The organism is Desulfonatronum parangueonense (assembly GCF_054656975.1).
The window spans coordinates 1-22,042 of sequence record NZ_BAAHXH010000006.1 but is presented as its reverse complement, the minus strand read 5'-3'; the positions used below and the strand labels follow the sequence as shown (position 1 = coordinate 22,042).

Here is a 22,042-nt window from a genome sequence, read left to right as displayed (position 1 = left end):
GGCCTGGTTCAAGCTGACCCACCGGGACATGGGCCCCAAGGCCCGTTATCTAGGGCCCGAAGTCCCGGCCGAGGACCTAATCTGGCAAGACCCGGTTCCGGCTGTTGATCACCCCCTGGTCGACGCCAGGGACATCGCCGACCTCAAGTCCAAGGTTTTGGCCTCCGGCCTGACCCTGGCGGAACTGGTTGTAACCGCCTGGGCCTCGGCCTCGACCTTTCGCGGTTCGGACAAGCGGGGCGGCGCCAATGGCGCACGTATTCGACTTTCGCCGCAAAAAGACTGGGAAGTCAATCAACCCCGGCAACTGGCCAAAGTGCTGGAGACCCTCGAAACCATCCAGCGGGATTTCAACGACGCCCTGGCGGACGGCAAGAAAATCTCCCTGGCGGACCTCATCGTCCTGGCCGGATGCGCCGGCGTTGAAGCCGCGGCCAAGGCAGCCGGGCATGACGTGAACGTACCCTTCACCCCGGGCCGCACGGACGCCTCCCAGGAGCAGACCGATGCGCAGACCATCGCCGTTATGGAACCCCAGTCCGACGGTTTTCGCAACTACCAGCCCAAGATGTATACGGTCTCCGCCGAGGAAATGCTGGTGGACAGGGCGCAGCTTTTGACATTGAGTGCGCCGGAAATGACGGTGCTCGTGGGCGGATTGCGCGTCCTGGGCGCGAACTTTGGGGGATCGAAGCACGGAGTGTTTACGACGCGGCCCGGAACCCTCTCCAATGACTTCTTCGTCAACCTGCTGGACATGGGCACCGCGTGGAAGCCCACGTCCGACGCCGGAGACACCTTCGAAGGTCGTGACCGCACGACAGGCGAACTGAAGTGGACCGGCACCCGCGTGGACCTGGTTTTTGGCTCCAACTCGCGCTTGCGCGCCCTGGCCGAGGTCTATGCGCAGGACGACGCGCAGGAAAAGTTCGTGCAAGACTTTGTCGCTGCCTGGAACAAGGTCATGAACCTGGACCGTTTCGACCTGACCTGATCACGGAGTATTAGAGCAAGGTTTTCCGAGTTGAGCAGCTGTCGGGGAATGTTGGACGGCTGCAGAGAGCAACAGGAGCCGGCGTGTTTCGATATTTGGGTTATGCGGATATCGAACGCGCCGGCTCAATCTATCTTGCTTGTCGGCCGGCGACCAACGCAATCCTAACGCTCCGTCACTTCCCTCGGCGTGGCGGGTGCCGTTGCGTGTGCTGACCCTAGCGTAGATTGCTGCTCTCATGATTGGCAACCTACTTTTTGCCAGGTTGAAAAACAACTGTTTTTGAACACAACAAAATCATGACCGGAAACCCGCTTGGCCGCTGGGGGCAGATGATCGTTTTCCGGAGGGGATTTTGAACCCGGCTTAGCGGGGGGGGGAATCTAGGGCGACGGACGCTGGAACTCCTGGCTTAACGTGCTTTATTTTCCGAATCCTGAAGAGATCCAGAAAGTGATCTTCACGGAATCCAAACTTGACCCATGCCGGGACTGCAAACGGCGAAAAGTCCAATGCGTTGACCAAGGCTCTCGCTTACAGCTAACAAGAATCCTTCCACTTGTACGGCCATGGCTTGGAGCCGTGGCTACCAGCCCCTCGATCCTTGCTGGAGCGTAGCTTTGCGCACATCCTGGATTTTTGGGAGGCATGCGCCGCGTCTGGTTGCGCGCCCTTGAACATTCGAAAATGCTATGGTGTCTAGTCTGAAATTAATTTAGTGATCAGCAGGGTTTCGCTTCTTAATTCTCCGACCGTGTTGTTTTAAGTTGTTTAGAGGCAACCTTTTTGAAGGTTGATGTTCTTTTCTCTCTGGCTTGGTTGCAAATTTTTCGGCCAACATGTCAAACCGTTCTTGCAGCTTTTGAACTTTGGCCTCGGCATCAATCCGGACCTGATCAACCGCATTTTGCATTGCGGCACTGTGGGCCAGGGCCGCTTCTTTTGCCGCCAGTTCTGCAGCATGTCGAGTTTCTGAAAGCTGTTCTTTTAGCTCGACTATCTCCTTTTCGCGCTCCAACACAATCTGCTTTTCACTGAGTTCTGCAGCATGCCGAACTTCTGAAAGATCTTCTTTTAATTTGGCGATCTCCTTTTCGTGCTCCAGAGCAATCTGTTGTTGCCGCAGTTCGGTGGCATGCTTTAACTTGGTGATCTCCGTTCCAGCCTCATCTTTTGTCGCGGCCAGCATCTTTTCTAAGGATACAACTTTTTTATCCAATTCCCGTGCTTGTTTCGCCTCTTCATCCAACTCAGCAATCCTCGCGATTAAAGAAGTCTCTTTTTCCATCCAAGCCAATTTCAACGCCTCGATCGACTCTGTTTTGTCTTGTGCCGTTTTGAGTGCTTCCTCCAACTCCTGGATTCTTTTTTGTCCATCAATGACACTTTTGGTGCTGGCCTCAAGACGAGTTTTCAGATCGGTAACGACTTGATTTGCGGTTTGTATTTGTGTTTTGGCTGCTTCCTTTACCTCTTCAATTTCCTTCCCGGCTTGTTCTCGTTCACGCTCTGCGACGGAAATTGAAGCGGATATTTGTTCAATTATGCTCTGAAATGCTCGAACAATCTCTCCAACCAATGGCCGCGCATGGCTTGGAGCCTTAACATTAGAATATTTTGTCTGCTCGTATGCAGTTACCAGTGACATGACAAATTCTTCGCCGGATTCATGTTCGGATGCCAGTGCCGAAAGACGGGACTTAAAGTCTGGATCAAGCTTTACACTCCATGCTTCTTTCATTCTTTTCTCCTATTTCTTGAGGGGCGTTTTGTATATGTCAGGCATCGAAGGTCTAAATCTATAGAGCCATCAATTCCTTGTCAATATATAGTAAACTTTTAATTAATTGATTTTTATAAAGTTTACTCAGTTATCTAGTAAACTATTCAAGGTGAACGACAGCGGGCATAATTACGGGCGCTAGGCTCCTGCCTGGAGAGGGTCGGAACCAACCAAAAAGTGGCAGAACTTGAACTGGCTTCTGGAGCCCCTCACTGTTCTGATGGAAGATATTTTTCTCTTGCATTATTCCCACATTTACGATTATACGCTTTTCAGCAGATATAATCGATTATATAAATCAGGTCTTTGATGTGACAGTAAGCCATATTTCAGTAAAAATTTAAATTAAAAGGAAGGTTACGCAATGATCATCGGCGTGTTGAATCAAAAAGGCGGCGTAGGCAAGACGACCATTGCCGTTAACCTTGCAGCGGCTCTTCAAGGAAGGGGAAAGAAGGTTCTTTTGATTGATTCGGACCCACAAGGCAGCGCGTTGGATTGGGCGGCATCCCGAGAAGGTGATCCGTTGTTTCCTGTCGTTGGATTACCTAGACCAGTTGTCCACAAGGAAGTGGGAACCCTCGGCAGCAACTATGATATAGTGGTGATCGATGGGCCTCCCAGAGTAACCGAACTGGCCCGGTCGGTGATCATGGCTTCGGATCTGATTGTGATCCCTGTTCAACCGTCACCATATGATATTTGGGCCGCTGAAGAGATCGTGAGCTTGGTTAAAGAGGCAAGAGTATTTAAGGAAAGCCTGAAATGTATTTTTGTGGTAAATCGTAAAATCGCAAACACAGCCATAGGGCGAGATGTTCAGGAAGCCCTTGCGGGTTATGAGATTCCGGTTTTGTCTGGGACCATCGGGCAGCGAGTGATCTTCGCTGAAGCTGTTGCCGGAGGTCGAACGATATTTGAAGTCGATCCAGGTGGGGTTGCGACCCAGGAGATTGAAGGCGTTCTGTCGGAGCTTCTGGAGGTGGCGGGATGAGCGGGAAAAAAATCAATATCGGTCCACGGCCCAGCACTCAGCCGAAGGCTCAGACAGACGAATGGGTGGAGAGTCGCAACCAAGTGAAAAAAATGAAGCGGTTGACCGTAGACATTCCGGAAAGCCTCCATCGAGCAATGAAATCGGATTGTGCGATGAGGGGCGTAAAAATTGCGGACATGATCAGGGAATTGCTAACCGAAAAATTCGATCGCTAAGCACCTACAACATGCCAACATCCTAACATCAACCAAGCCCAGGAGAGCTGTCTAATATAATGACCTGGCGAACAGATATCGGAGGCTCAACAACTTGCAGCAAAGCTCGTCCTTATTCAGAGAACCAAAGAACGTGTCAGCGATCCCAATTATCTGGGCTTCTTTCATTTTGTGCATAATGAACGTCTCAGGGGCAAAGGCCTCCTCGACCCACTTATCGAGACTTTGGTAGCATAGCTATAGAACTGACTGGAATGCATATAGAGCCAACAAAATTACCCTGCATCCGGGCGAAGCCGGAAGAAGGTCAACCGATGTAGCCAGCCGACCGGAGGGTCCGGAAGCGTTAAAGTGGCTATCTCATTACCGGGCCATGGGGCAAGCTGCGTAATCTGGTCCTGCCTGAAATTTCAAAGCCCCTCTGGGAGTGATCCTGGAGGGGCTTTGAAATTTTTGCCGTAAGTTCCTCCATAAGAAGGATGTCCCGTCAGCCTTCTCCTTCATGTATTCCGGAACGACAATCATTCGGAGAGCACGGCGTATATTCCGCCGATAGGCCCACGGTTAACCGTGGAAATGTTTTCTCTGGACTCTGGCTGATCAGGGGAAAAAAAATAACCGGGTGTCTTCTCCGGTTATTAACCTTTAAGACCTTTAAGACCTTTAAGACCTTTAGGCGGCCTCGGAACCCTCGTGGTTGCTGGGCTCCTGGGTGGTGTGCATGTTTGAAAACCCGAACATGCATGGTTGAAAACCCGAATGTCCATGGTTGAAAACCCGAATGTCCATGGTTGAAAACCCGAATGTATTCGTAACGGCCTATTTTACTTACTTATCTTCTTTGGCTTTGGTTCTAGCTTGGGTAAAGCCTCAGTCGTTCTTTCAAGCAAAACAATATCTTGGGAAACAAAACGGCTTTTCTTGGTCAAGATGTTCTGGCTGATGAGTTCAGTGATTGCTTTCTTGATGTTCCGGCGCAACTCAAAAGCTGGCTGCTCTCTGTCCATGTTCAGGGTGTCGGCCAGGGTCAAGAAATGGCCCTCGAATACGGTGTTCTTCCGGTGGCTCTGTACGAACCTGTAAAGGGCCTTCGCCACATTTCCCTTGATAGATATCCGCGTTGCCACATCCAGGAGACTGACGGACCCAGAACAAAAGGCTTCATAGAAAAAAGGATTCACGGTGGCGGAAAGTTCTTTCTTGTCCTCATCCCAGAAAGCCCCGGCCAGCATTGCGGACATGTAGGTTTTGCGAGGCGGACGTTTCTTCCCCGCCTTCGTTTTTCCCGCCGAGATAGATAGCTCAACCCCGGCCACTGTTAACCGCTTCAATGTCAGCAATAGCCTCTGATAGTCCTTTTTCCCCGGCCTAGCATATCCAAGTAAACGAAGTAGGGGCAGGGCGGCCCCCCGGTAGGTATAAGTTTTCCGCCCATCCTCTTCAGTCGTCTCGCGGCCCTGGCTGGTTTTGTCGAGCACTGCCAAGAGAACCATCAACACGTCCTCGTCATAGGTGGTCAGGCGCGGCCCGGTATATTTGATTTCGCCCCAGCCCGCGGAAGTGATCAGGTATTCTTCCAGATAATCGCGCTTTCCAATATCGTTGTGTCGCAACGGAAAGAAAGGGCTGCACCTGGTCAAATCGGTGGGGAATCCAAACCATCCGAGGAAGTTGCCCTGCTCTGGCTCCGCTTCTCCAATGGCTTCGTGGATCTCTTTTGCTTGCCGGCTTGGGTCGTCGGTCGGCCATTGGTTCGCCTTCTGAGCTTTCCACATCCGGACCCATGCACGGACAACGGCATCATTTGCGTTTTGCAACCGCTCCCATCGATCCGGGTAATTCTCCCTCAGTTCCTCTTGCTCTTCCGGTGTCAGGTCGATATTTTTTGACTGGTCGGACATTGGCTAACCTCCTTGTCCGTCTTGCCTTGGCCCGTCTCGTACACGGGCCAAGGCGTTTTATTATTGCTTCGGCCCCTTCCACGAATCCCGTTGATCCGGGCGGGCCTTCACTTCCGGCAATGATTCACTGACGACGAAAAGATTGTTCGCTACTGCCTCCCTGATTTTCGCCGCAGGTTGGCCTTGCACTGCCTTGATAGTGTAATTCAAAGCATTGGCTATCATTTCCGGCGTCATATCCGGGACGAACCGTTCAAGCAAGGTGTCGGCGAAAGTTGCCACTGCTGCAAGCTGGGTCTTGTAATCCTTCTGTCCCGCCTGCTGGACCTGTGCGGTGATCCGGTCCATGGTGGATCGCTGCGCTTTTATTTGGGCATCGAGGTTTTCCTTCTCCATAAATTTCTGAACGGTAGCCTGATCCAGTGCAACTTTTCGCATTTCCAGATCCGCGACAACGGCGGCCTGGTCAATGGCCTGTCGAGACAGAATTTCCAAAGCATTCCTTTGTGCTTTCATTTCCGCTTGCAGGGCTGTACGTTTATGTTCCTGCTGCTCAATTGTGATTCGTTGCGCTTCCAAAGATACTTTCTGTTCTTCAATTTGTTCTTGAATTTTTTTGAGTTGCATTTCTTTTTCTAAAATCTCCAGCGGCAAGTCTCTATGTAGTTCTTGGACGCTTCGATGTATTGTTTTTTCCCCTTTACCTTCTTTTATCCAATCACCTATTTTTTTTCCTCTCTTAATGCCAAGATGTTTGTATGCTTTAGCGGCATCGGTTTGCATACGCTGACAGTCCGCTTTTTTCGGATGAAGCTTTTTTCCATGCTTGTTTGTAGCTAAAAAATAATAATGATAGTGTAAAGCTGACTCGTCGCGGTGCGCAGTAATTCCAAAAGCTGTCGTTTCGAGAACATCCGCCGCATTCCGTATGGCCTTTTTTGCCATTTGATCCGCTTCTTCTAAAGGTATCTCGCTAAGTATATCTTGCGCGTCTCGTCCATACGTTAAAATGCCACGATAAGCGACCACGCCGTTGCGTTGGTATGCTTGTCGACATGCCATCACCCCGGCCCGGTAGGGGGCAAGTTCTTCTTTAGTCGTCAGACCTCCCGCAATCGCAGCGTCAAGCCGTGCCTGTGCCTCCGCCCTGGCAATGTGCTTCTGGTCCTCGTTCATCTCGTGGACGGTTTTGACTGTGGGCACATCGCCGCCGGTGTTCAGGTGCGATTTTTCGTAGTCAACGTAGTTCAGTTTTTGGCCGGTCCTCATGTCGTGGGTTCGCTGTCCGGAATAGTCGCTTGATCTCACTGGTCCAATTCTTATGCTGATTGTTGCGCTCATACCTCCTCCTTTTGCCCTATTTTATCGCGCTCGAGAAGCTGAGTCAACTTGACTCAGCTAACCTACTAGCGGAGTCACGCAAAGCCGTGACTCCACGTAGGCTCTCCGAGGGCCGCTGCGCGGGGCTTTTCCAGATCCATGACGGGTCCATGCTGGTTTGTTTGTGGAGCCTCCCTGCCGGCATTAGGTCGCATTAGGTCGGGGGCCTTCGGCTATGATGACGTGCTGCGGCGTCCGAGCTACCGCCAGTTCCGGCCCCGACCTGGTGCCGGTTTCGGCCCTCCAAAAGCAGTTGCCTGTACGCACTAAAGCCGTGTAGTTTTCCAGTTAAGAGGCTAAAAGAAGACTTTTTGGCAAGCCACATTAGGGGGGGGCTGGGGGGAGTGGCCCCCCCCAGTATAGCGGAGGCTTTTGCGAAGCGGAGGCATGCGGATGAACAGTTGCCGCCGAGATAGCGAGGGGGCAGGGAGGTCCCGAGCAGCTGCCCATGATCACCCTTCCTTCATGGGGGATTCTGGAGCGACGGCTTGACGTTGAAGCGTGGCGAATCTTTCGCCGGTAGGCCAACAGGTGAGCGCTAATACTGACAGGCTTCAGAATACGGAAAATCGTACGTGCACAAAGCTGGGTTCAAAACCCCCATCCAAAAAACGACCATCAGCCCTTGCGGCCAAGCGGGTTTCCGGTCGTGATTTTATTGTGTTCAAAAACAGTTGTTTTTTAACCTGATAGAAAGTAGATTGCCAATCATGAGAGCAGCAATCTACGCTAGGGTCAGCACACGAAACGGCCAGGCCACCGAAAACCAGGTCCGGGAACTACGCTCCGTGGCCGAGCGTTCCGGTTGGGACGTGGTGCGCGTGTTTGAGGATAAGGGGATCAGTGGAGCGAAGGGCCGGGATAAGCGGCCACAGATGGACGAGTTGCTGAAGGCCGTAACCAGGCGTGAGATCGATATCGTTCTGGCCTGGTCCGTAGATCGGCTTGGACGATCCCTCCAAGACTTACTGAACATCTTGCAGGAGATTCATGGCGCAGGCGCGGACCTGTTCATTCACCGGCAGGCCCTCGATACGACAACACCCTCCGGCAAGGCTCTGTTCGGGATGTTGGGCGTGTTCGCGGAATTTGAAAGGGAAATGATGCGGGATCGGATCAACTCTGGTCTGGACCGGGCCAGGGAGGCAGGGAAGCGGCTTGGGCGTCCGGCTCTGGATGAGTCTGTGCGAAACCAGGTTCTTGATCTGCGAGGCCAGGGAAGGAGTTTTCGCAAGATTGCGGCGGATCTGAGTATCGGTGTCAGTTCCGTCAAGCGGATATTATCGTCTTCTAAAAGCGACAGTAGGAATGCAGATGACACATGCGCGGTTAGCTGATTATATTCGGGCAGAAATGGAGTTAATTCTTCAGGATTGGGAAGTCTTTGCAAAAACCATCTTTCATGCTCAGAATATGGACCAGAAAGGACTGCGCGACCACGCCAAGGGCATGCTTTTGGATATTGCCGACGATCTCGATACATCCCAGAGTGAATCAGAGCAGTCCGCCAAATCGAAAGGCTACGGTGCCTATGGGCGAGGCGATGGGCAAATATCGTCGGCAGACCTGCACGGTGCTGAACGACATGGCAGCGGCTTCAGCGTCAAGGACACAATTTCCGAGTTTCGAGCTCTACGCGCAAGCGTGGTGTTACACTGGACTAGAGCTCATCCTACGTTGACCGACCAAAAGCTTGAGGACCTTACCAGATTTCATGAAGCCATAGACCAAGCCCTCGCTGAATCGATGGATCACTATTCGTCCGTAAAAGAGATGGTGATTCAGCAGAAAAATCTCAAACTCGAACAGACGATAATAGAAAAAGACAAGTTCTTTTCCATCATCGCCCATGACTTAAAGAGCCCCATGGCTGGATATTTGGCTCTGACCAAGATGCTGTCCGAGAAATTTTCCAGCTTACCTCTGAAGGATTTACGAAAAATGGCCTCCCAATTGGCCCAGTCCTCTGAAAATATGTACAATCTGCTCGAAAATTTATTGGAATGGTCGCTGATGCAACGGGATATGATGCCCTTCAAACCAAAAACATTTTTCCTGATTGATCCTGTTAAACGGAATTTCGAGTTATTTGAGGCCGCAACCCAGGATAAAGAGATCACGTTGCACAGCGAGGTGGCTGAGGAGACTACTGTTTTTGCGGACAAGCTCATGCTCGACACCGTGATCCGCAACCTGCTCTCCAATGCTATCAAGTTCAGCAGGGATGGGGGGAAGATTGATGTCTCCTCGACCATAAACGGACACATGCTAACGGTCGCCGTCCGCGACAACGGTATCGGAATCCCCCCGGAAACATTGAAAGACCTCTTTGTGCTTGATCGCAAAAACTCCAAGAGGGGTACAGCCGGCGAACAGGGAACCGGCCTGGGGCTTCTGTTGTGCAAGGAATTCACGCAAAAACACGGCGGCCGGATCTGGGCCGAAAGCAAACACGGCGAAGGAAGCACGTTTTATTTCAGCTTGCCCACCGCGAGCTCTGAAGAGATCGATTCACCGGCAGGCCCTTGATACGACAACACCTTCCGGGAAGGCTCTCTTTGGGATGCTGGGCGTGTTCGCGGAGTTTGAAAGAGAGATGATGTGGGAGCGGATCAACTCTGGCCTGGACCGGGCCAGGGAAGCAGGGAGGGGGCTTGGGCGTCCTTCCCTGGATCAGTCTGTACGGGATCAGGTTCTTGATCTGCTTAGCCAGGGACGGAGTATTCGTAAGATTGCGGCGGATATGAGTATCGGCGTCAGTTCCGTGAAGCGGATAATGTCGCAATCAATTATGTAAAAAAATCTGATGCTTCAAGCTTGTACAAGCTGGCTTATCAGATTTAATTGAAATGACCGAACAATTCTGGTTTGTCATCAAAACCGTCCTGCCGCTGCTGTTTATCTTGCTTCTCCTGGAACTGGCGTTTGGCTATCTTGGGATGGACAGTCTGCTGGACCTTATGGCCGGATCAGTCATGATCATGGCAGGCCTGGTTTTGTTTCTTCAGGGGGTCAACGTGGCCGTGATCCCATTGGGAAGGGCCATCGGCTCCCAACTACCCCAAAAAACGTCCACGGCCATCGTGATCATGTTTTCCTTTTTCTTGGCCCTGGTGATCAACGCTTCCGATCCGGCGGTGCATATCCTGGCCGGACACGTCGATACCATCACCCCGGACGAATCCGTGTCTCCCTTGCTGTTAATCGCCTGCATCGCCCTGGGCATCGGCAGCTTTATCTGTCTGGCTCTGTTCCGGGTTCTGCTAGGGATTCGGAGTTCCATCGTCTTCGCCGTGGGATATGGGCTGGTTCTGGTTTTGGCATTTTTCACTCCGGAGGAATTTGTTCCCCTGGCCTTTGACGCCGGGGGCATAGCCACCGGCCCACTGACCGTCCCGTTCATCCTTTCCTTTGGGGTCGGATTCGTTTCCGTGCTCGGCAAGTCGTCTGACGACAGCTTTGGCTTGCTCGGTCTGGCCGCACTTGGTCCCATTCTCGGGATCATGCTGCTGGGAGTGTTCGTTCTATGAGCCGTTTCCTCGTTTGGTTTGATTTCCGGTCCGTCCTCCTGGACAACCTTTGGGGGTTCGGCAGTATCCTGCTTTTCACCCTACTGCTCCACGTGCTGTTCTTGCGATTTGACCGGGCTTTTTTAATCCGGTTGTTCAAAGGCGGTCTGATGGTGTTGGTGGGACTGCTGCTTTTCTTACAAGGCGTTAATGTCGGGTTGGTACCGGCGGGAACCGCGCTGGCGGAAAATCTGGGTCGAAACGAAACCTTCTATTGGCTGCTGATCCCCCTGACGTCTCTGTTCGGTTTTTTCTTGACCAGGGTTGAACCCGCGGTAACCATTCTCTGCTCCCAGGTGGAACGCACGACGTCCGGTTCGATCCAGGCAAAATACCTGGCGTTGGGCATCTGCTTCGGGGTGGCCGTTTTCGCTGGGCTGGGCATGGCCAGGGTGATGATCGGCTTTTCCTTGCTGTACATTCTCGTTCCTGGATACCTGTTGGTACTTCTGCTGACTTTGAAGAATCCGCCTTTATTCGTCGGCATCGCCTTTGATGCCTGCACCGTGACCACTGGCCCCATGGTGATCACCTTCGTCATGTCGTTGACCCTTGGACTGGCTATGGTTCTTGATGGTCGCGATCCGCTGTTGGATGGCTTCGGGCTCGTCGCGCTGGTGGCCTTGGCCCCCATTATTGCTGTTTTGTTGTTCGGTTTGGCATATCAGTCGAAACTCAAGAAAGGAGGGTGTGAAGGATGCCTCAGATAGACAAGAATTTTTCTCTGGTTGTGGCCATTGTCAATCCGGGCTTCAGCGAGGATGTCATCCGCATTGCTGAAGACAGCGGAGCAAGCGGAGGAACGATCATTTTTGGAAGAGGGGCAAGCGTCAGAACCAAGGCCAATTTGCTTGGAATTCCCATCGAACCCCAAAAGGAAGTTATCTATATCGTGAGTCCGCGAGAAATCGTCTCCGAACTTTTGGCAAAATTGAACAAGGCATGCCAGTTGAGCGATCAAGGATCGGGGTTGGCCTTTGCCCTGCCCCTGGACGCGGTTACCGGTCTGGATCTTTAGCGCCCTCATAATTGAACAGTTCACTCACCGCCAATATGACCATAAGGAATAGAATATGAATTTAGATATTCCCTTCGAAATGATCGTGACCATCGTAAATAAAGGCGAAAGTGGAAAAATCGTCAATGCCTCCAAATCCGCTGGGGCCGAAGGCGGAACGATCATTCCCGGTCGCGGCACGGGTATCCGTGAAAAAAAGAAAATTTGGGGCATCCCCATTGAACCGGAAAAAGACATAATTCTGACCGTCGTCCCCCGAGAAAAAACGCAAGATATTCTTGATAGAATCGTGGAACAGGGCAACCTGAACACACCGGGCGCTGGCATTGCCTTCGTGGTGGATTTGAAAAAAATCGCCGGCATTTGCCATTTATGCCAACATCCGTTCAGGGATGTTGCTGCGGGAGGACAAGCTCGGATTCCGTAAAAATCACTTTTCCGATTGTCTCATATGGGTAGACCCTCTTGAGACTGTCCGCGAATTGCCAGAAAATACAGAATCAGCAAGGGCCGAAGGGCCAAAGTGGGTCTAGACCCTAATGAGACACTTTGATCGTTAGGGTACGATTTTTTTTCGTTTTCTGGATCTGTCTAGACATAGGCATACCCTGGGTTGCTTTTCGTGACTCTCACAGCCTTTTCTCCAATGTTCAGTAGCCTTACCTACAGAGACTGCCTGAAGGTTTTGAGCAGTTCTCATTTGTCATGGTAAGCCTAATAGCGGATTCATAGAAACTGCTGTTAAAAATTTTTCATTTCAACGACGATCATCGATAAAAAAAATAGCTGTCCGGGCATCTAACGACGAGATGCCCGGACAGCTTCATGGATGCCTTACGAGGACAAACCACCGATACTAGTTGTCTTCGTATTCAGGCTTGTTTTTCAATTCGTCCTTGGACATCTGAACGTTGACCCGGACATCGTCATCTTCCTTCTGGATGTTAACTTCATGAGAATCCAGAGCGACTTTGCGATCGTCGACTTCTATGACAAATTTTTCCACATCGCCTTGCTCATTGATCAGCACTTTTTCAACGGACCCAATGCTTTCCCTCTGCCGATCATAAACATCGGCATCTTTCAGATCTTCCAGGGAAATCAGGCGCTCAGAGTCACGCTCTTGTCCAAACATAGGCTGGCCAGGCTGGGTGTCCTGTTGCATTTGCGGGCTCTGCTGGGTTCCGGTCTGTCCGTGTCCCGTGCCTCCTTGTTGGGCAAAAACTGGGCTCATGGCCAACAATCCAATGATGATGCTTGCAAGTAAGGTTTTCATGATGGAACTCCTTTGTCCTAGGTTTTATGCATCCGGTGAGGGAGGATTCATTTGAGGATGCACATGCCGGCTGACCAAATTCGGCCGGTCAAGTTGTTGGATTGTGGAAAAAAGTTCGGCTTCCCGATGTTCAGCCGGAGGAATTTCCAACTGAAAAAGCCGCGCTTCCACAATCACCGCCTTCGCTAGGGAGTAAGATTATGATTTCGTCTTGCTTTGAATATGGGGAGAACCCCGTATTGGTATCCACCCCTTGATTAATTGTTGGCGGCCACCACTATATTTTTTGGTTTGATTGAGGAGCTAGGAGCAAGACCGACTCGCCAAGTAGATGCCAAACTTCCTGGGACGTGAAAGGCAAACTGCCCACGCCTCCGTACCGCGGATCCTCACTGGACCAGAGCTGGGCCCAGGACCCCCGTTCCGGAGGGGCCAGAAGCGGTTCCGGGGCGGGAAGCAGCACGAGATCGCGGCCAAGGTTGACCAGCAGGAGCCGATCGTCGCCGGCGGTTTCGCCGAAATAGCGGATGACGAAGGCATCAAGGCTCAACACGGCGCCATCTACCCGGGAATCGTATTGACACGCCCGGATCACGGGATCATGGCGGCGCAGGTGCAGCAGATCCAGGTGCAGCAGGTATTCCTCGCCATGAACGTCACGGTCGGCGTGGTTCAGCTTGCAGCGGGTGAAGGTCATCGGGGCCGCGGGGTCCGGGAGCCTGGCCTGCATCTCGGGGGTTGCCAGGGTCCGGAACTGAGAGAGAAACTGGCCGCGGCCCATGGCCACCAGCTGGGCTATCTCTTCATTATGGTCCGCAAAGTAGAAGAACGGGCTTCTGGCCGCGAATTCCTGCCCCTGAAACAGCATCGGAGTTTGCGGCGCCAGCAGGAGAATTGCCGTCAACACGCGGTAGCGGCTGGGGCTGGTCAGCAGATGCGCCCGTTTGCCGCTGCCGGAATTGGCCAGCTGGTCATGGTTCTGGATGAAATTGACGAACCGGTCGGGTCGAAAGCCCAGCGTAAGGGTGCCGCGGGCCTGCTTCTGCCAGGAATACCATTGTCCCTGGTACAGAAATCCGTGCTTGAATGTGGACACGAATTCCTGCGCGCTGCCGCGGTGGTCGCTGTAGTAGGCGTCCGATCGGCCGGTCATGGCCACTATGGCCGTGTGGTGAAAATCATCGTTCCACAAGGCCATAGTGGCCATACCCGCCCTCGTCCACGGGGAGAAGCATCCGGGTCAGCTGGGGTTCGTTTTCACCAACAATAAAAATTTTGCGTGGTGCTCCGGCCTCCCGTACCCGCCGGGTCAGCGCGGCCAGGATATGCTCATCGGAATCATCAAATACCTGCTGCGTTGCATCCATGCGCAAGCCGTCCAGATGGAACTCTTCGATCCAGTAGGCCGCGTTGGCCAAGACATATTCCCGAACAGGTCCGGCATTGGTTTCGTCAAAATTGAGGGGCTCTCCCCATTCACCCGTGTGTCGAGTGGAAAAATAATCGCTGGAAAACTGCCACAGGTAATTCCCGTCCGGCCCAAGATGGTTGTAGACCACGTCCAGGATGACACCGAGATTCAGCTCATGGGCTTTGTCCACGAAAAGCCGGAAGTCGTCCGGTGTTCCGTACAGTCTCGTCGGCGCATACAAGTTGACGCCGTCGTAGCCCCATCCGAAGCGTCCGGGAAAATCGGCCACGGGCATCACCTCCAGAACGGTGACGCCGAGCTTGGCGAGCTCCGGCAACTCCCGGACAGCCGCTGTCCACGTGCCTTCCTGGGTGAACGTTCCGACATGCATCTCGTAGATCACCTGCCCTTGCGGTGATACGCCCGGCCAGTCATCGTCGGTCCAGGCAAACAACGCGGGGTCCACAATCTGGGACGGCCCATGGGGACCATTTGGCTGAAAGCGGGAGGCCGGATCGGGATACGGACGTGGATCGTCGTCCAGACGAAAGCGATACAAGGCGCCTTGAGACAGATCCGGCGCCGTGACCGAAAAATAGCCGTTGTCCTCCGGCTCCAGCTTGACCTCGAAAGGTTCACGTCCATCGGCATTGCCATCTGATTCCACCACCAAGGTCACAACGCTTCGGCTCGGCGCCCAGACGCGAAAATGAACGCCATTCACCAAGGATTCCGCGCCAAAGGGATATCTTCGGTCGGTCTTTCGCTTTTTCTTCTTCCTCGTGTTCATCTTGGGCTCCCTCTCAAGCACATGAACGGCTCGGGTGAAGGTCGCAAGTGTTCGCCACCGCAAAAAACGCCAGAAGCCTACTTGCTGTACAATAGAGAATCGATTCACTCAGGCGAGAGAAAATACGACTCTACAATAATTTTGTTGGGTCTTGGGAAATCAGGATGTCCAGCAATTTCCATTTGAAGCCCGTCCGTCATCCTCTTGATGACGGACGTCTATCACATTAATCAATAGGTCGATGTCTTCCCTGCATACTCAGGAAGATCTTTCAATTGTTCTTTCGTCATCGGAAGATAAATACGGATGTTCCCTAGATTGTCCTTATGGATATCGACTTGACTTGGAGAGATTGCAACGGTGTGCGCGCCTATTCCGAGAAATCCGCCGACATCGATGACAAACTTGTCAACCCTGTCTGACGAGACAATCAGATCTTTTACACCGGAGATTTGTTTATGGTTGGAATCATATACATAAGCATTTCTCAGCTCATCCACGGATACCGCATTATGATCAATCAGGTTGTAGCCATGTTCAGGTTGTATTCTGTTCATAATTAGCTCCAGATGTTTTCTGCTGTTCAGGTTCAATTGAATGGCAATTTATCTGAGGACTTTCTGGACAACGTCCGAAAGCGCATACGTGATCGGTTCGATAAATTGATTTTTCCGGTAACGCCGAGCGCTTGCACCCCATATAAAGCCCAAGCCGACACCCATCCCTACTGCGATAAGCACGGCCTTGCCCGGGTGTTCACCACTGTAATTTACAGCCCGATCATACATTTGGCTCATGGCTCTGCCTGTTTTTTCATAGGCATCACCAATATGCTTTTCCGACTTGTCCCAAGATTCAGCATGACGATGATGCGTACCCCGTTCCATGGAGGTATTGGTCGGAAATTTCCCCATACCCTCATGCGAAGATTCTCCCAAACCTTCTTTTTTAGGAACAACGTGTTTTTCATTTGCGATATCCATGGCTTCACCCTCTCGTTGTAAAAGTTAACTACCAAATCAAACACCCTCTACCGATCTAAAAGATCAAAGGGATAGAAGAGTTGGAGATTCCTCTTCCGACAGCAGCATGGGTGCCACGACAACCACTCCGGCAACCGAAACACCAGTTGGACTCATTCTCGAATGACGAGAATGAAATCACCAACACCATGCTTATTTCTACTTGAAAGAATATAACTATCCCGACAAATTGGCAGTAGGGAAATTACGCAGCTTGGATGGTGGGAATCACTGAGAGAGGTACATTCCTGGAAAACGAGGCAGGATGATTTCTACGATTGTTACTGCTGCCATTTCGAATCCTCCTCACAGGTTGATGAGAGGAATCCTATGGCATAACCGAAGAGCATGCGGAAGAAGTAGCTGTTTTGACGCTTACGCGTTACGTACGATTTTTCCGTTTTCTGAATCTGCCCATATAAGCTTTTCATTAATTATTGAAAATTACCTTCCGTCCATCAAACTGGGGGAGTATGACGAATAATAATCAATGAAAAAAATGGGGCTCGACGTTTGTGATTCAAAATATTATATTGAATCACAAATTCTGGAGGCATACTATGGCTACTCAAATTTCGATTCGCACAAAAGACGAATTACTTTTAAAGTTCAATGAATTAGCAAAAGAAACTGCACGATCCCGCACCTATCTCATCAATCAGGCGATGGAAGAATACATCTCTCGTGAGGCTTGGCAGGTCGCCGAAATTCGTAAATCCTTACATGAAGCAGATGCAGGGGATTTTGCCACGGATGATGACTTGGCCACGCTTGACGCGAAGTGGAACTTCCATGCGAGTTAAGTGGCTGCGAGCGGCTCTCCGAAATCTTGACCTTCAAATGGATTTCATCGCTCGCGATGATGCTGAAATGGCCAGGAAGGTATATGCTGAAATAAGAAAACAGGGAGCTGAACTTGCGCATTTCCCAAACATAGGACGGCCAGGGCGCATTCCTGGAACCAGAGAATTGATCGTCGTCGGATATTCTTACATTCTGCCTTACCGTGTAAAAAACGAAGTCGTCGAAATTTTGCGTGTATTCCACACGAGCCAAAGACCACCAAAAATGTGGTGAACAAGTCTCAATGCCGCTCTGTCAGGATCTGTCTGTCCGTTGCCCATCCCCTACGAGATGACGATACTCGATCCAGAGTATGCGCAAAGCTTCGCTCCACAAGCTCCGTGCGCAATTTATCTACACATTTTCCAGCCTCCGACGAGCAGTGTACAACAACCGTGCTCGCATCGTCGGAGACTGGAAATGTGTAGGTAAATTGTTCTCTGGAGAATTGGGTTCACATCAGGAAAAATTTCAAAGAATGATTGATTTAAACCCAAACCAGAGGTGGATTGTATGAGAGTCATGTGGGCTTGTTCTATCTTTTTTGTTTTCTTGGTCTCGTCCGGAGGCGTTTTCGCTTCGCATCCGCTGATCACGGATGATGCCGGAACGTATGGGAAAGGAGTCGCGAATGTCGAGTTCAACCTGGAGTACGAACTTGACAAGTCGGGCGGGGCGACCATGCGCATGACTGAACTGGCGACGACATTCTCCTATGGTTTTACCGACGTAGTCGATGTTGAATTCACCATCCCCTATCAGTACCTGAGCGTGAAGGACACGGAGGGGACGACCAGGGATGACGGTCCGTCCGATTTTGTTCTGGAGGTAAAATGGCGGCTATTTGAAGAGGAGGGCTTGGCGTTCGCTGTGAAACCAAGAGTGACGTTACCCACGGGAGACGAGAACCGAGGGCTCGGATCAGGCAGAGCTACTTACAGCATGTTTCTGATTGGCACAAAGGAAATCGAGCCGTTGTCCTTCCATGCCAATCTCGGATACTTACGCAACGAGAACAAGATAGATGAACGCACGGACCTCTGGCATGCCTCCTTTGCGGCTGAATTCCAGATTCTGGATCAACTGGCTCTGGTCGCGAACATTGGCATGGATAGAAACCCTGATCATGGATCGAACATGCCGCCGGCTTTTCTGCTCGGGGGATTGATCTACAACCTGACGGAGCGGAGAGTCATGAGTTTCGGGGTGAAACTGGGGCTCAATGAAGCGGCCCCAAACTACGCGGTCTTGACCGGTTTCAATATTTCATTTTAACAACGTTTTGATTTGTTTGTTTCAACCAACTGGAGGACGCCAGATTGTTTTTGAACCTGTTCACCGCGGTCGATTCCATTTCAGGTCCAAATAATCTTCCCTCCCATTTGTGATTCTCCAATGTAACCTTCCTGATCAACCAGGACGGGCTTTTTTTTTGTTTCCCCCTTCCCCGTTTGCAAACTGCAAAATCGGGGGGGCTTTTCTCTGAGAGGCCTTTCAGGAAGCCCACATTTGCCTTTTACGGGTTTGTGGCGGGTACTCCTCCACACATTCAAACCCTTTAAGGACCACGCTTGGACCGAATCCGAGGCTGTCACAGTGGCAGCCTCGTCTTGATCGGAAACGCTTGCCGATTTTGCCTTCATTTTCCGCCCCCTGCCCCCCCCGCTAAGGACTAAACAACTCCAGTCGCTTTTCTTCTAGACTCGCCAAATGACGCTCTGGCTGGGCCGGAACGGGTACTGCGTGGGTCGGAGACGCGTTCGTACTGCAAAACAGGTTTTATTAAACGAAAATAGCTGTCCGGGCACCTAACTACGAGATGCCCGGACAGCTTCATGGATGCCTAACGAGGACAAACCACTGATACTAGTTGTCTTCGTATTCAGGCTTGTTTTTCAATTCGTCCTTGGACATCTGAACGTTGACCCGGACATCGTCATATTCCTTCTGGATGTTGAATTCATGAGAATCCAGAGCGACTTTGCGATCGTCGACTTCAACGACAACTTTTTCCACATTGCCTTGCTCATTGATCAGCACTTTTTCAACGGACCCCACACTTTCCCTCTGCCGATCATAAACATAGGCATCTTTCAGATCTTCCATGGAAAACAGGCGCTCAGAGTCACGCTCTTGTCCAAACATAGGCTGGCCAGGCTGGGTGTCCTGTTGCATTTGCGGGCTCTGCTGGGTTCCGGTCTGTCCGGGTCCCGTGCCTCCTTGTTGGGCAAAAACGGGGCTCATAGCCAATAATCCAATAATGATGCTTGCAAGTAACGTTTTCATGATGGAACTCCTTTGTCCTAGGTTTTATGCATCCGGTGAAGGGGATTCCTTCGAGGATGCACATGCCGGCCGACTAAATTCTGCCGGTCAGGTTGTTGGATTGTGGAATCGGTCGGATCCCAATGTTCAGCCGGAGGAATTACCGACTGAAAAAAGCCGCGCTGCCACAATCACCGCCTTCGTTAGGGAGTATGATATGATTTCATCTTGCTTTGAATATGGGGAATAACACGTATTTGGTATCCACCCCTTGATTAATTGAAATCTACGGATATTTGGCAGTATCAGATAATCCTCTCCGATACGTTTCCGGAAGTAGACGAGATCCGTGGGATTACAGGGCAGATATTCAAGAAAGCTGAAAGAATATGAGGCGATTCGACGCGGAACCGCCTCATATTTTGAAGCGATTACCAGGTACTGTCTCAATAGGATCTTGATCCTAGCGAGAAAATGTTTCGTAAAGGTCGGCCCTACCCTATTGAGACAGTGACCGACCTTGATTCTCCTGCCTTCCCTGGCAAGCCTCTTGCCCCAAAAAGTGTCTCAAGAGGGTCTACCCATATGAGACACTTTGATCGTTAGCGTAGGATTTTTACGTTTTCTAGGCGAGCACAATATCAACCTCGCGCCTGGTTACGGACTTCAGTAGCTCGTCCAACTGTGGCCGCTTATCCCGGCCCTTCGCTCCACTGACCCCATGTGGGATCAAACGTTGGTCAGAAAAAATGGCTTGACCAATTTTTGGATAATCATTATCCAAAAAGAAATTATTTCCATAAAGACATGTGGTGTCTATGCAAGCTACCATTTTTCCCTCTGATTCCGAGGCACGACTTGAGCAGATGATCAACCGGCTCAAGGAGCGTGGATTTCGGCTCACCCCGCAGCGTGTGGCCGTGCTCAAGATTCTCGCCCTGAGTGACGGGCACCCCTCGGTGGACCAGATTTATGAGCAGGTTCACCAAGACTTCCCGACAACCAGCAGGGCCACGATCTATAAAACCGTGGCCCTGCTTCGCGAACTGGGCGAGGTCCTCGAACTGGGTTTTCCCGACGGCAGCAACCGCTACGACGGCAACAAGCCTTTTCCCCATCCCCACGTCATCTGTACCATGTGCAGGACTGTTCAGGACCCGAACCTAGCCGGTGTGAGGGATCTGACCCGGGAGGTCAGCACGAAAACCGGTTTTCGGATATCCACGCACCGATTGGATTTTTTCGGACTGTGCCGAGCCTGTCAGGAGGCGGAGCACGCAAAAAGGCCGAAGGATGCCGCGGCAACGGAAACCAAGCCTGGTTTGTGATCAAATCACCGCAACCAATCAAACATTCACACAAAAAAGGAGAGTACCATGAGCGAAGCCGGCAAATGTCCTGTAACCGGAAAGATACACGACCATGCGGCCGCCAGAGGCCGTTCAAACCGCGATTGGTGGCCCAACCAAATCAACCTGGACATCCTGCACCAGCACGCGCCGGCCTCCAACCCGCTGGGACCTGATTTCAACTACGCCCGGGAATTCAACAAACTTGACCTGGCTGGCCTGAAGCAGGATCTGTACGCACTGATGACCGATTCACAAGAATGGTGGCCGGCCGACTGGGGTCACTACGGCGGTCTGATGATCCGCATGGCCTGGCACAGCGCGGGCACATACCGCACGGCGGACGGTCGCGGCGGTGGGGGCACGGGAAATCAGCGTTTCGCACCGATCAACAGCTGGCCGGACAACGTCAACCTGGACAAGGCGCGCCGACTGCTTTGGCCCGTCAAGAAGAAATACGGCAACAAGATCTCCTGGGCCGACCTGATCATCCTGGCGGGCAACTGCGCACTGGAATCGATGGGTTTCAAGACCTTCGGCTTCGGTGGCGGCCGTGAGGATATCTGGCAGCCGGAAGAGGACATCTTTTGGGGCTCGGAGTCCGAATGGCTGGGAGACACCCGCTACAGCGGGAATCGCGATCTGGCCAACCCGCTGGCCGCGGTGCAGATGGGCTTGATCTACGTGAACCCTGAAGGTCCCAACGGCAATCCGGACCCGGTTGCTTCAGGACCAGATGTGCGGGAAACCTTTGCCCGCATGGGGATGAACGACGAGGAAACCGTCGCGCTGGTCGCCGGCGGCCACACGTTTGGAAAGTGCCATGGAGCCGGCGATGCGTCGCATGTCGGCCCTGTGCCAGAAGCCGCGGGCCTGGAGGAACAGGGCTTCGGCTGGATGAGCAGCTTCGGCAGCGGCAAAGGCGGCGATACGATCAGTAGCGGCATTGAGGGCGCCTGGAAGCCGAACCCGACCACCTGGGACATGGGCTATCTGAAGGTGCTGTTCAAATACGAGTGGGAGAAGGTCAAGAGCCCGGCCGGCGCGTATCAGTGGCTGGCCAAGGACGTGGCCGAAGAGGACATGGTGGTTGACGCGCATGATCCCTCGAAGAAGCGTCGGCCGATGATGACCACGGCGGACCTTTCCCTGCGCTACGACCCGATCTATGAGCCCATCGCCCGGAGCTACCTGCAGAATCCGGAGAAATTCGCGGATGATTTCGCCCG

The 22,042-nt window shown here is 52.0% G+C and carries 24 protein-coding genes; 15 read left to right on the top strand and 9 right to left on the bottom strand.

Annotation, left to right across the window (positions count from 1 at the left end):
- The coding region (locus ACYQ15_RS22055; protein ID WP_459939693.1) for a peroxidase family protein at positions 1 to 994 on the top strand (994 nt) is incomplete at its 5' end.
- Between the two features lie 715 nt (positions 995 to 1,709).
- On the opposite strand, the gene ACYQ15_RS22050 is transcribed toward ACYQ15_RS22055, so the two are convergent.
- On the bottom strand, positions 1,710 to 2,735 hold the full coding sequence (locus ACYQ15_RS22050; RefSeq protein ID WP_459939692.1) for a DUF7557 family protein: 1,026 nt from the start codon (positions 2,733 to 2,735) through the stop codon (positions 1,710 to 1,712).
- Positions 2,736 to 3,141: 406 nt separating this feature from the next.
- Between ACYQ15_RS22050 and parA the strand changes: the two genes are divergently transcribed.
- Together parA and ACYQ15_RS22040 are read left to right on the top strand one after the other, a co-directional pair.
- The gene (gene parA, locus ACYQ15_RS22045; protein ID WP_459939691.1) at positions 3,142 to 3,771 is read left to right on the top strand and encodes a ParA family partition ATPase; all 630 of its coding nucleotides are present in this window, start codon (positions 3,142 to 3,144) and stop codon (positions 3,769 to 3,771) included.
- Positions 3,768 to 3,989, top strand: a complete 222-nt coding sequence (locus tag ACYQ15_RS22040) for a plasmid partition protein ParG (RefSeq protein WP_459939690.1) — start codon at positions 3,768 to 3,770, stop codon at positions 3,987 to 3,989. Before parA ends, ACYQ15_RS22040 begins: the two co-directional genes overlap by 4 nt.
- An 824-nt stretch (positions 3,990 to 4,813) precedes the next feature.
- Here the strand turns inward: ACYQ15_RS22040 and ACYQ15_RS22035 are convergent.
- Positions 4,814 to 5,890 (bottom strand): hypothetical protein, encoded by a 1,077-nt coding sequence (locus tag ACYQ15_RS22035; protein WP_459939689.1) that lies wholly within the window; start codon positions 5,888 to 5,890, stop codon positions 4,814 to 4,816.
- Between the two features lie 60 nt (positions 5,891 to 5,950).
- On the bottom strand, positions 5,951 to 7,231 hold the full coding sequence (locus ACYQ15_RS22030; RefSeq protein WP_459939688.1) for a plasmid recombination protein: 1,281 nt from the start codon (positions 7,229 to 7,231) through the stop codon (positions 5,951 to 5,953).
- A gap of 749 nt (positions 7,232 to 7,980) precedes the next feature.
- Between ACYQ15_RS22030 and ACYQ15_RS22025 the strand changes: the two genes are divergently transcribed.
- Genes ACYQ15_RS22025 through ACYQ15_RS21995 form a run of 7 tightly spaced genes read left to right on the top strand, consistent with a single transcriptional unit; the run spans position 7,981 to position 12,284 of the window.
- Entirely contained in the window at positions 7,981 to 8,607 is a 627-nt protein-coding gene (locus ACYQ15_RS22025; protein WP_459939687.1) for a recombinase family protein, read from the top strand.
- The gene (locus tag ACYQ15_RS22020) at positions 8,585 to 9,799 is read left to right on the top strand and encodes a sensor histidine kinase (RefSeq protein ID WP_459939686.1); all 1,215 of its coding nucleotides are present in this window, start codon (positions 8,585 to 8,587) and stop codon (positions 9,797 to 9,799) included. Before ACYQ15_RS22025 ends, ACYQ15_RS22020 begins: the two co-directional genes overlap by 23 nt.
- Before the next feature lie 43 nt (positions 9,800 to 9,842).
- Positions 9,843 to 10,067 carry a helix-turn-helix domain-containing protein gene (locus ACYQ15_RS22015; RefSeq protein ID WP_459939685.1) on the top strand — a complete coding sequence of 75 codons (225 nt, stop codon included), beginning with the start codon at positions 9,843 to 9,845 and terminating at the stop codon, positions 10,065 to 10,067.
- 52 nt (positions 10,068 to 10,119) lie between these two features.
- Positions 10,120 to 10,800 (top strand): DUF1538 domain-containing protein, encoded by a 681-nt coding sequence (locus tag ACYQ15_RS22010; protein ID WP_459939684.1) that lies wholly within the window; start codon positions 10,120 to 10,122, stop codon positions 10,798 to 10,800.
- Positions 10,797 to 11,549, top strand: a complete 753-nt coding sequence (locus ACYQ15_RS22005; RefSeq protein WP_459939683.1) for a DUF1538 domain-containing protein — start codon at positions 10,797 to 10,799, stop codon at positions 11,547 to 11,549. The genes ACYQ15_RS22010 and ACYQ15_RS22005 overlap by 4 nt, the downstream gene beginning before the upstream one ends.
- Complete coding sequence (locus ACYQ15_RS22000) at positions 11,537 to 11,857, top strand: P-II family nitrogen regulator (protein WP_459939682.1); 321 nt, start codon at positions 11,537 to 11,539, stop codon at positions 11,855 to 11,857. The genes ACYQ15_RS22005 and ACYQ15_RS22000 overlap by 13 nt, the downstream gene beginning before the upstream one ends.
- Before the next feature lie 55 nt (positions 11,858 to 11,912).
- Positions 11,913 to 12,284 (top strand): P-II family nitrogen regulator, encoded by a 372-nt coding sequence (locus ACYQ15_RS21995; RefSeq protein ID WP_459939681.1) that lies wholly within the window; start codon positions 11,913 to 11,915, stop codon positions 12,282 to 12,284.
- Positions 12,285 to 12,713: 429 nt separating this feature from the next.
- On the opposite strand, the gene ACYQ15_RS21990 is transcribed toward ACYQ15_RS21995, so the two are convergent.
- The 5 genes from ACYQ15_RS21990 to ACYQ15_RS21970 form a co-directional block, all read right to left on the bottom strand.
- Positions 12,714 to 13,133, bottom strand: a complete 420-nt coding sequence (locus tag ACYQ15_RS21990; RefSeq protein ID WP_459939680.1) for a PRC-barrel domain-containing protein — start codon at positions 13,131 to 13,133, stop codon at positions 12,714 to 12,716.
- A 277-nt stretch (positions 13,134 to 13,410) separates the two neighbouring features.
- On the bottom strand, positions 13,411 to 14,340 hold the full coding sequence (locus ACYQ15_RS21985; protein ID WP_459939679.1) for a DUF3459 domain-containing protein: 930 nt from the start codon (positions 14,338 to 14,340) through the stop codon (positions 13,411 to 13,413).
- Positions 14,312 to 15,334 (bottom strand): alpha-amylase family glycosyl hydrolase, encoded by a 1,023-nt coding sequence (locus ACYQ15_RS21980; protein ID WP_459939678.1) that lies wholly within the window; start codon positions 15,332 to 15,334, stop codon positions 14,312 to 14,314. Before ACYQ15_RS21980 ends, ACYQ15_RS21985 begins: the two co-directional genes overlap by 29 nt.
- A gap of 230 nt (positions 15,335 to 15,564) precedes the next feature.
- Positions 15,565 to 15,891 (bottom strand): PRC-barrel domain-containing protein, encoded by a 327-nt coding sequence (locus tag ACYQ15_RS21975; protein ID WP_459939677.1) that lies wholly within the window; start codon positions 15,889 to 15,891, stop codon positions 15,565 to 15,567.
- Between the two features lie 48 nt (positions 15,892 to 15,939).
- The gene (locus tag ACYQ15_RS21970; protein ID WP_459939676.1) at positions 15,940 to 16,317 is read right to left on the bottom strand and encodes a hypothetical protein; all 378 of its coding nucleotides are present in this window, start codon (positions 16,315 to 16,317) and stop codon (positions 15,940 to 15,942) included.
- 599 nt (positions 16,318 to 16,916) lie between these two features.
- On the opposite strand from ACYQ15_RS21970, the gene ACYQ15_RS21965 reads away from it, so the two are divergent.
- From ACYQ15_RS21965 to ACYQ15_RS21955, 3 genes are all read left to right on the top strand, one after another.
- Complete coding sequence (locus ACYQ15_RS21965; RefSeq protein ID WP_459939675.1) at positions 16,917 to 17,159, top strand: CopG family ribbon-helix-helix protein; 243 nt, start codon at positions 16,917 to 16,919, stop codon at positions 17,157 to 17,159.
- Between the two features lie 37 nt (positions 17,160 to 17,196).
- Positions 17,197 to 17,433 (top strand): type II toxin-antitoxin system RelE/ParE family toxin, encoded by a 237-nt coding sequence (locus ACYQ15_RS21960; RefSeq protein ID WP_459939674.1) that lies wholly within the window; start codon positions 17,197 to 17,199, stop codon positions 17,431 to 17,433.
- 288 nt (positions 17,434 to 17,721) lie between these two features.
- A complete protein-coding gene (locus tag ACYQ15_RS21955) occupies positions 17,722 to 18,474 on the top strand; it encodes a transporter (protein ID WP_459939673.1) in 753 nt (250 codons plus the stop codon).
- Between the two features lie 591 nt (positions 18,475 to 19,065).
- On the opposite strand, the gene ACYQ15_RS21950 is transcribed toward ACYQ15_RS21955, so the two are convergent.
- Positions 19,066 to 19,485 (bottom strand): PRC-barrel domain-containing protein, encoded by a 420-nt coding sequence (locus ACYQ15_RS21950; protein ID WP_459939672.1) that lies wholly within the window; start codon positions 19,483 to 19,485, stop codon positions 19,066 to 19,068.
- A 797-nt stretch (positions 19,486 to 20,282) separates the two neighbouring features.
- Between ACYQ15_RS21950 and ACYQ15_RS21945 the strand changes: the two genes are divergently transcribed.
- Both ACYQ15_RS21945 and ACYQ15_RS21940 read left to right on the top strand, forming a co-directional pair.
- Entirely contained in the window at positions 20,283 to 20,792 is a 510-nt protein-coding gene (locus ACYQ15_RS21945; protein WP_459939671.1) for a Fur family transcriptional regulator, read from the top strand.
- Positions 20,793 to 20,840: 48 nt separating this feature from the next.
- Positions 20,841 to 22,042, top strand: a 1,202-nt coding sequence (locus ACYQ15_RS21940) for a peroxidase family protein (RefSeq protein WP_459939670.1), incomplete at its 3' end; no start/stop codon positions are given.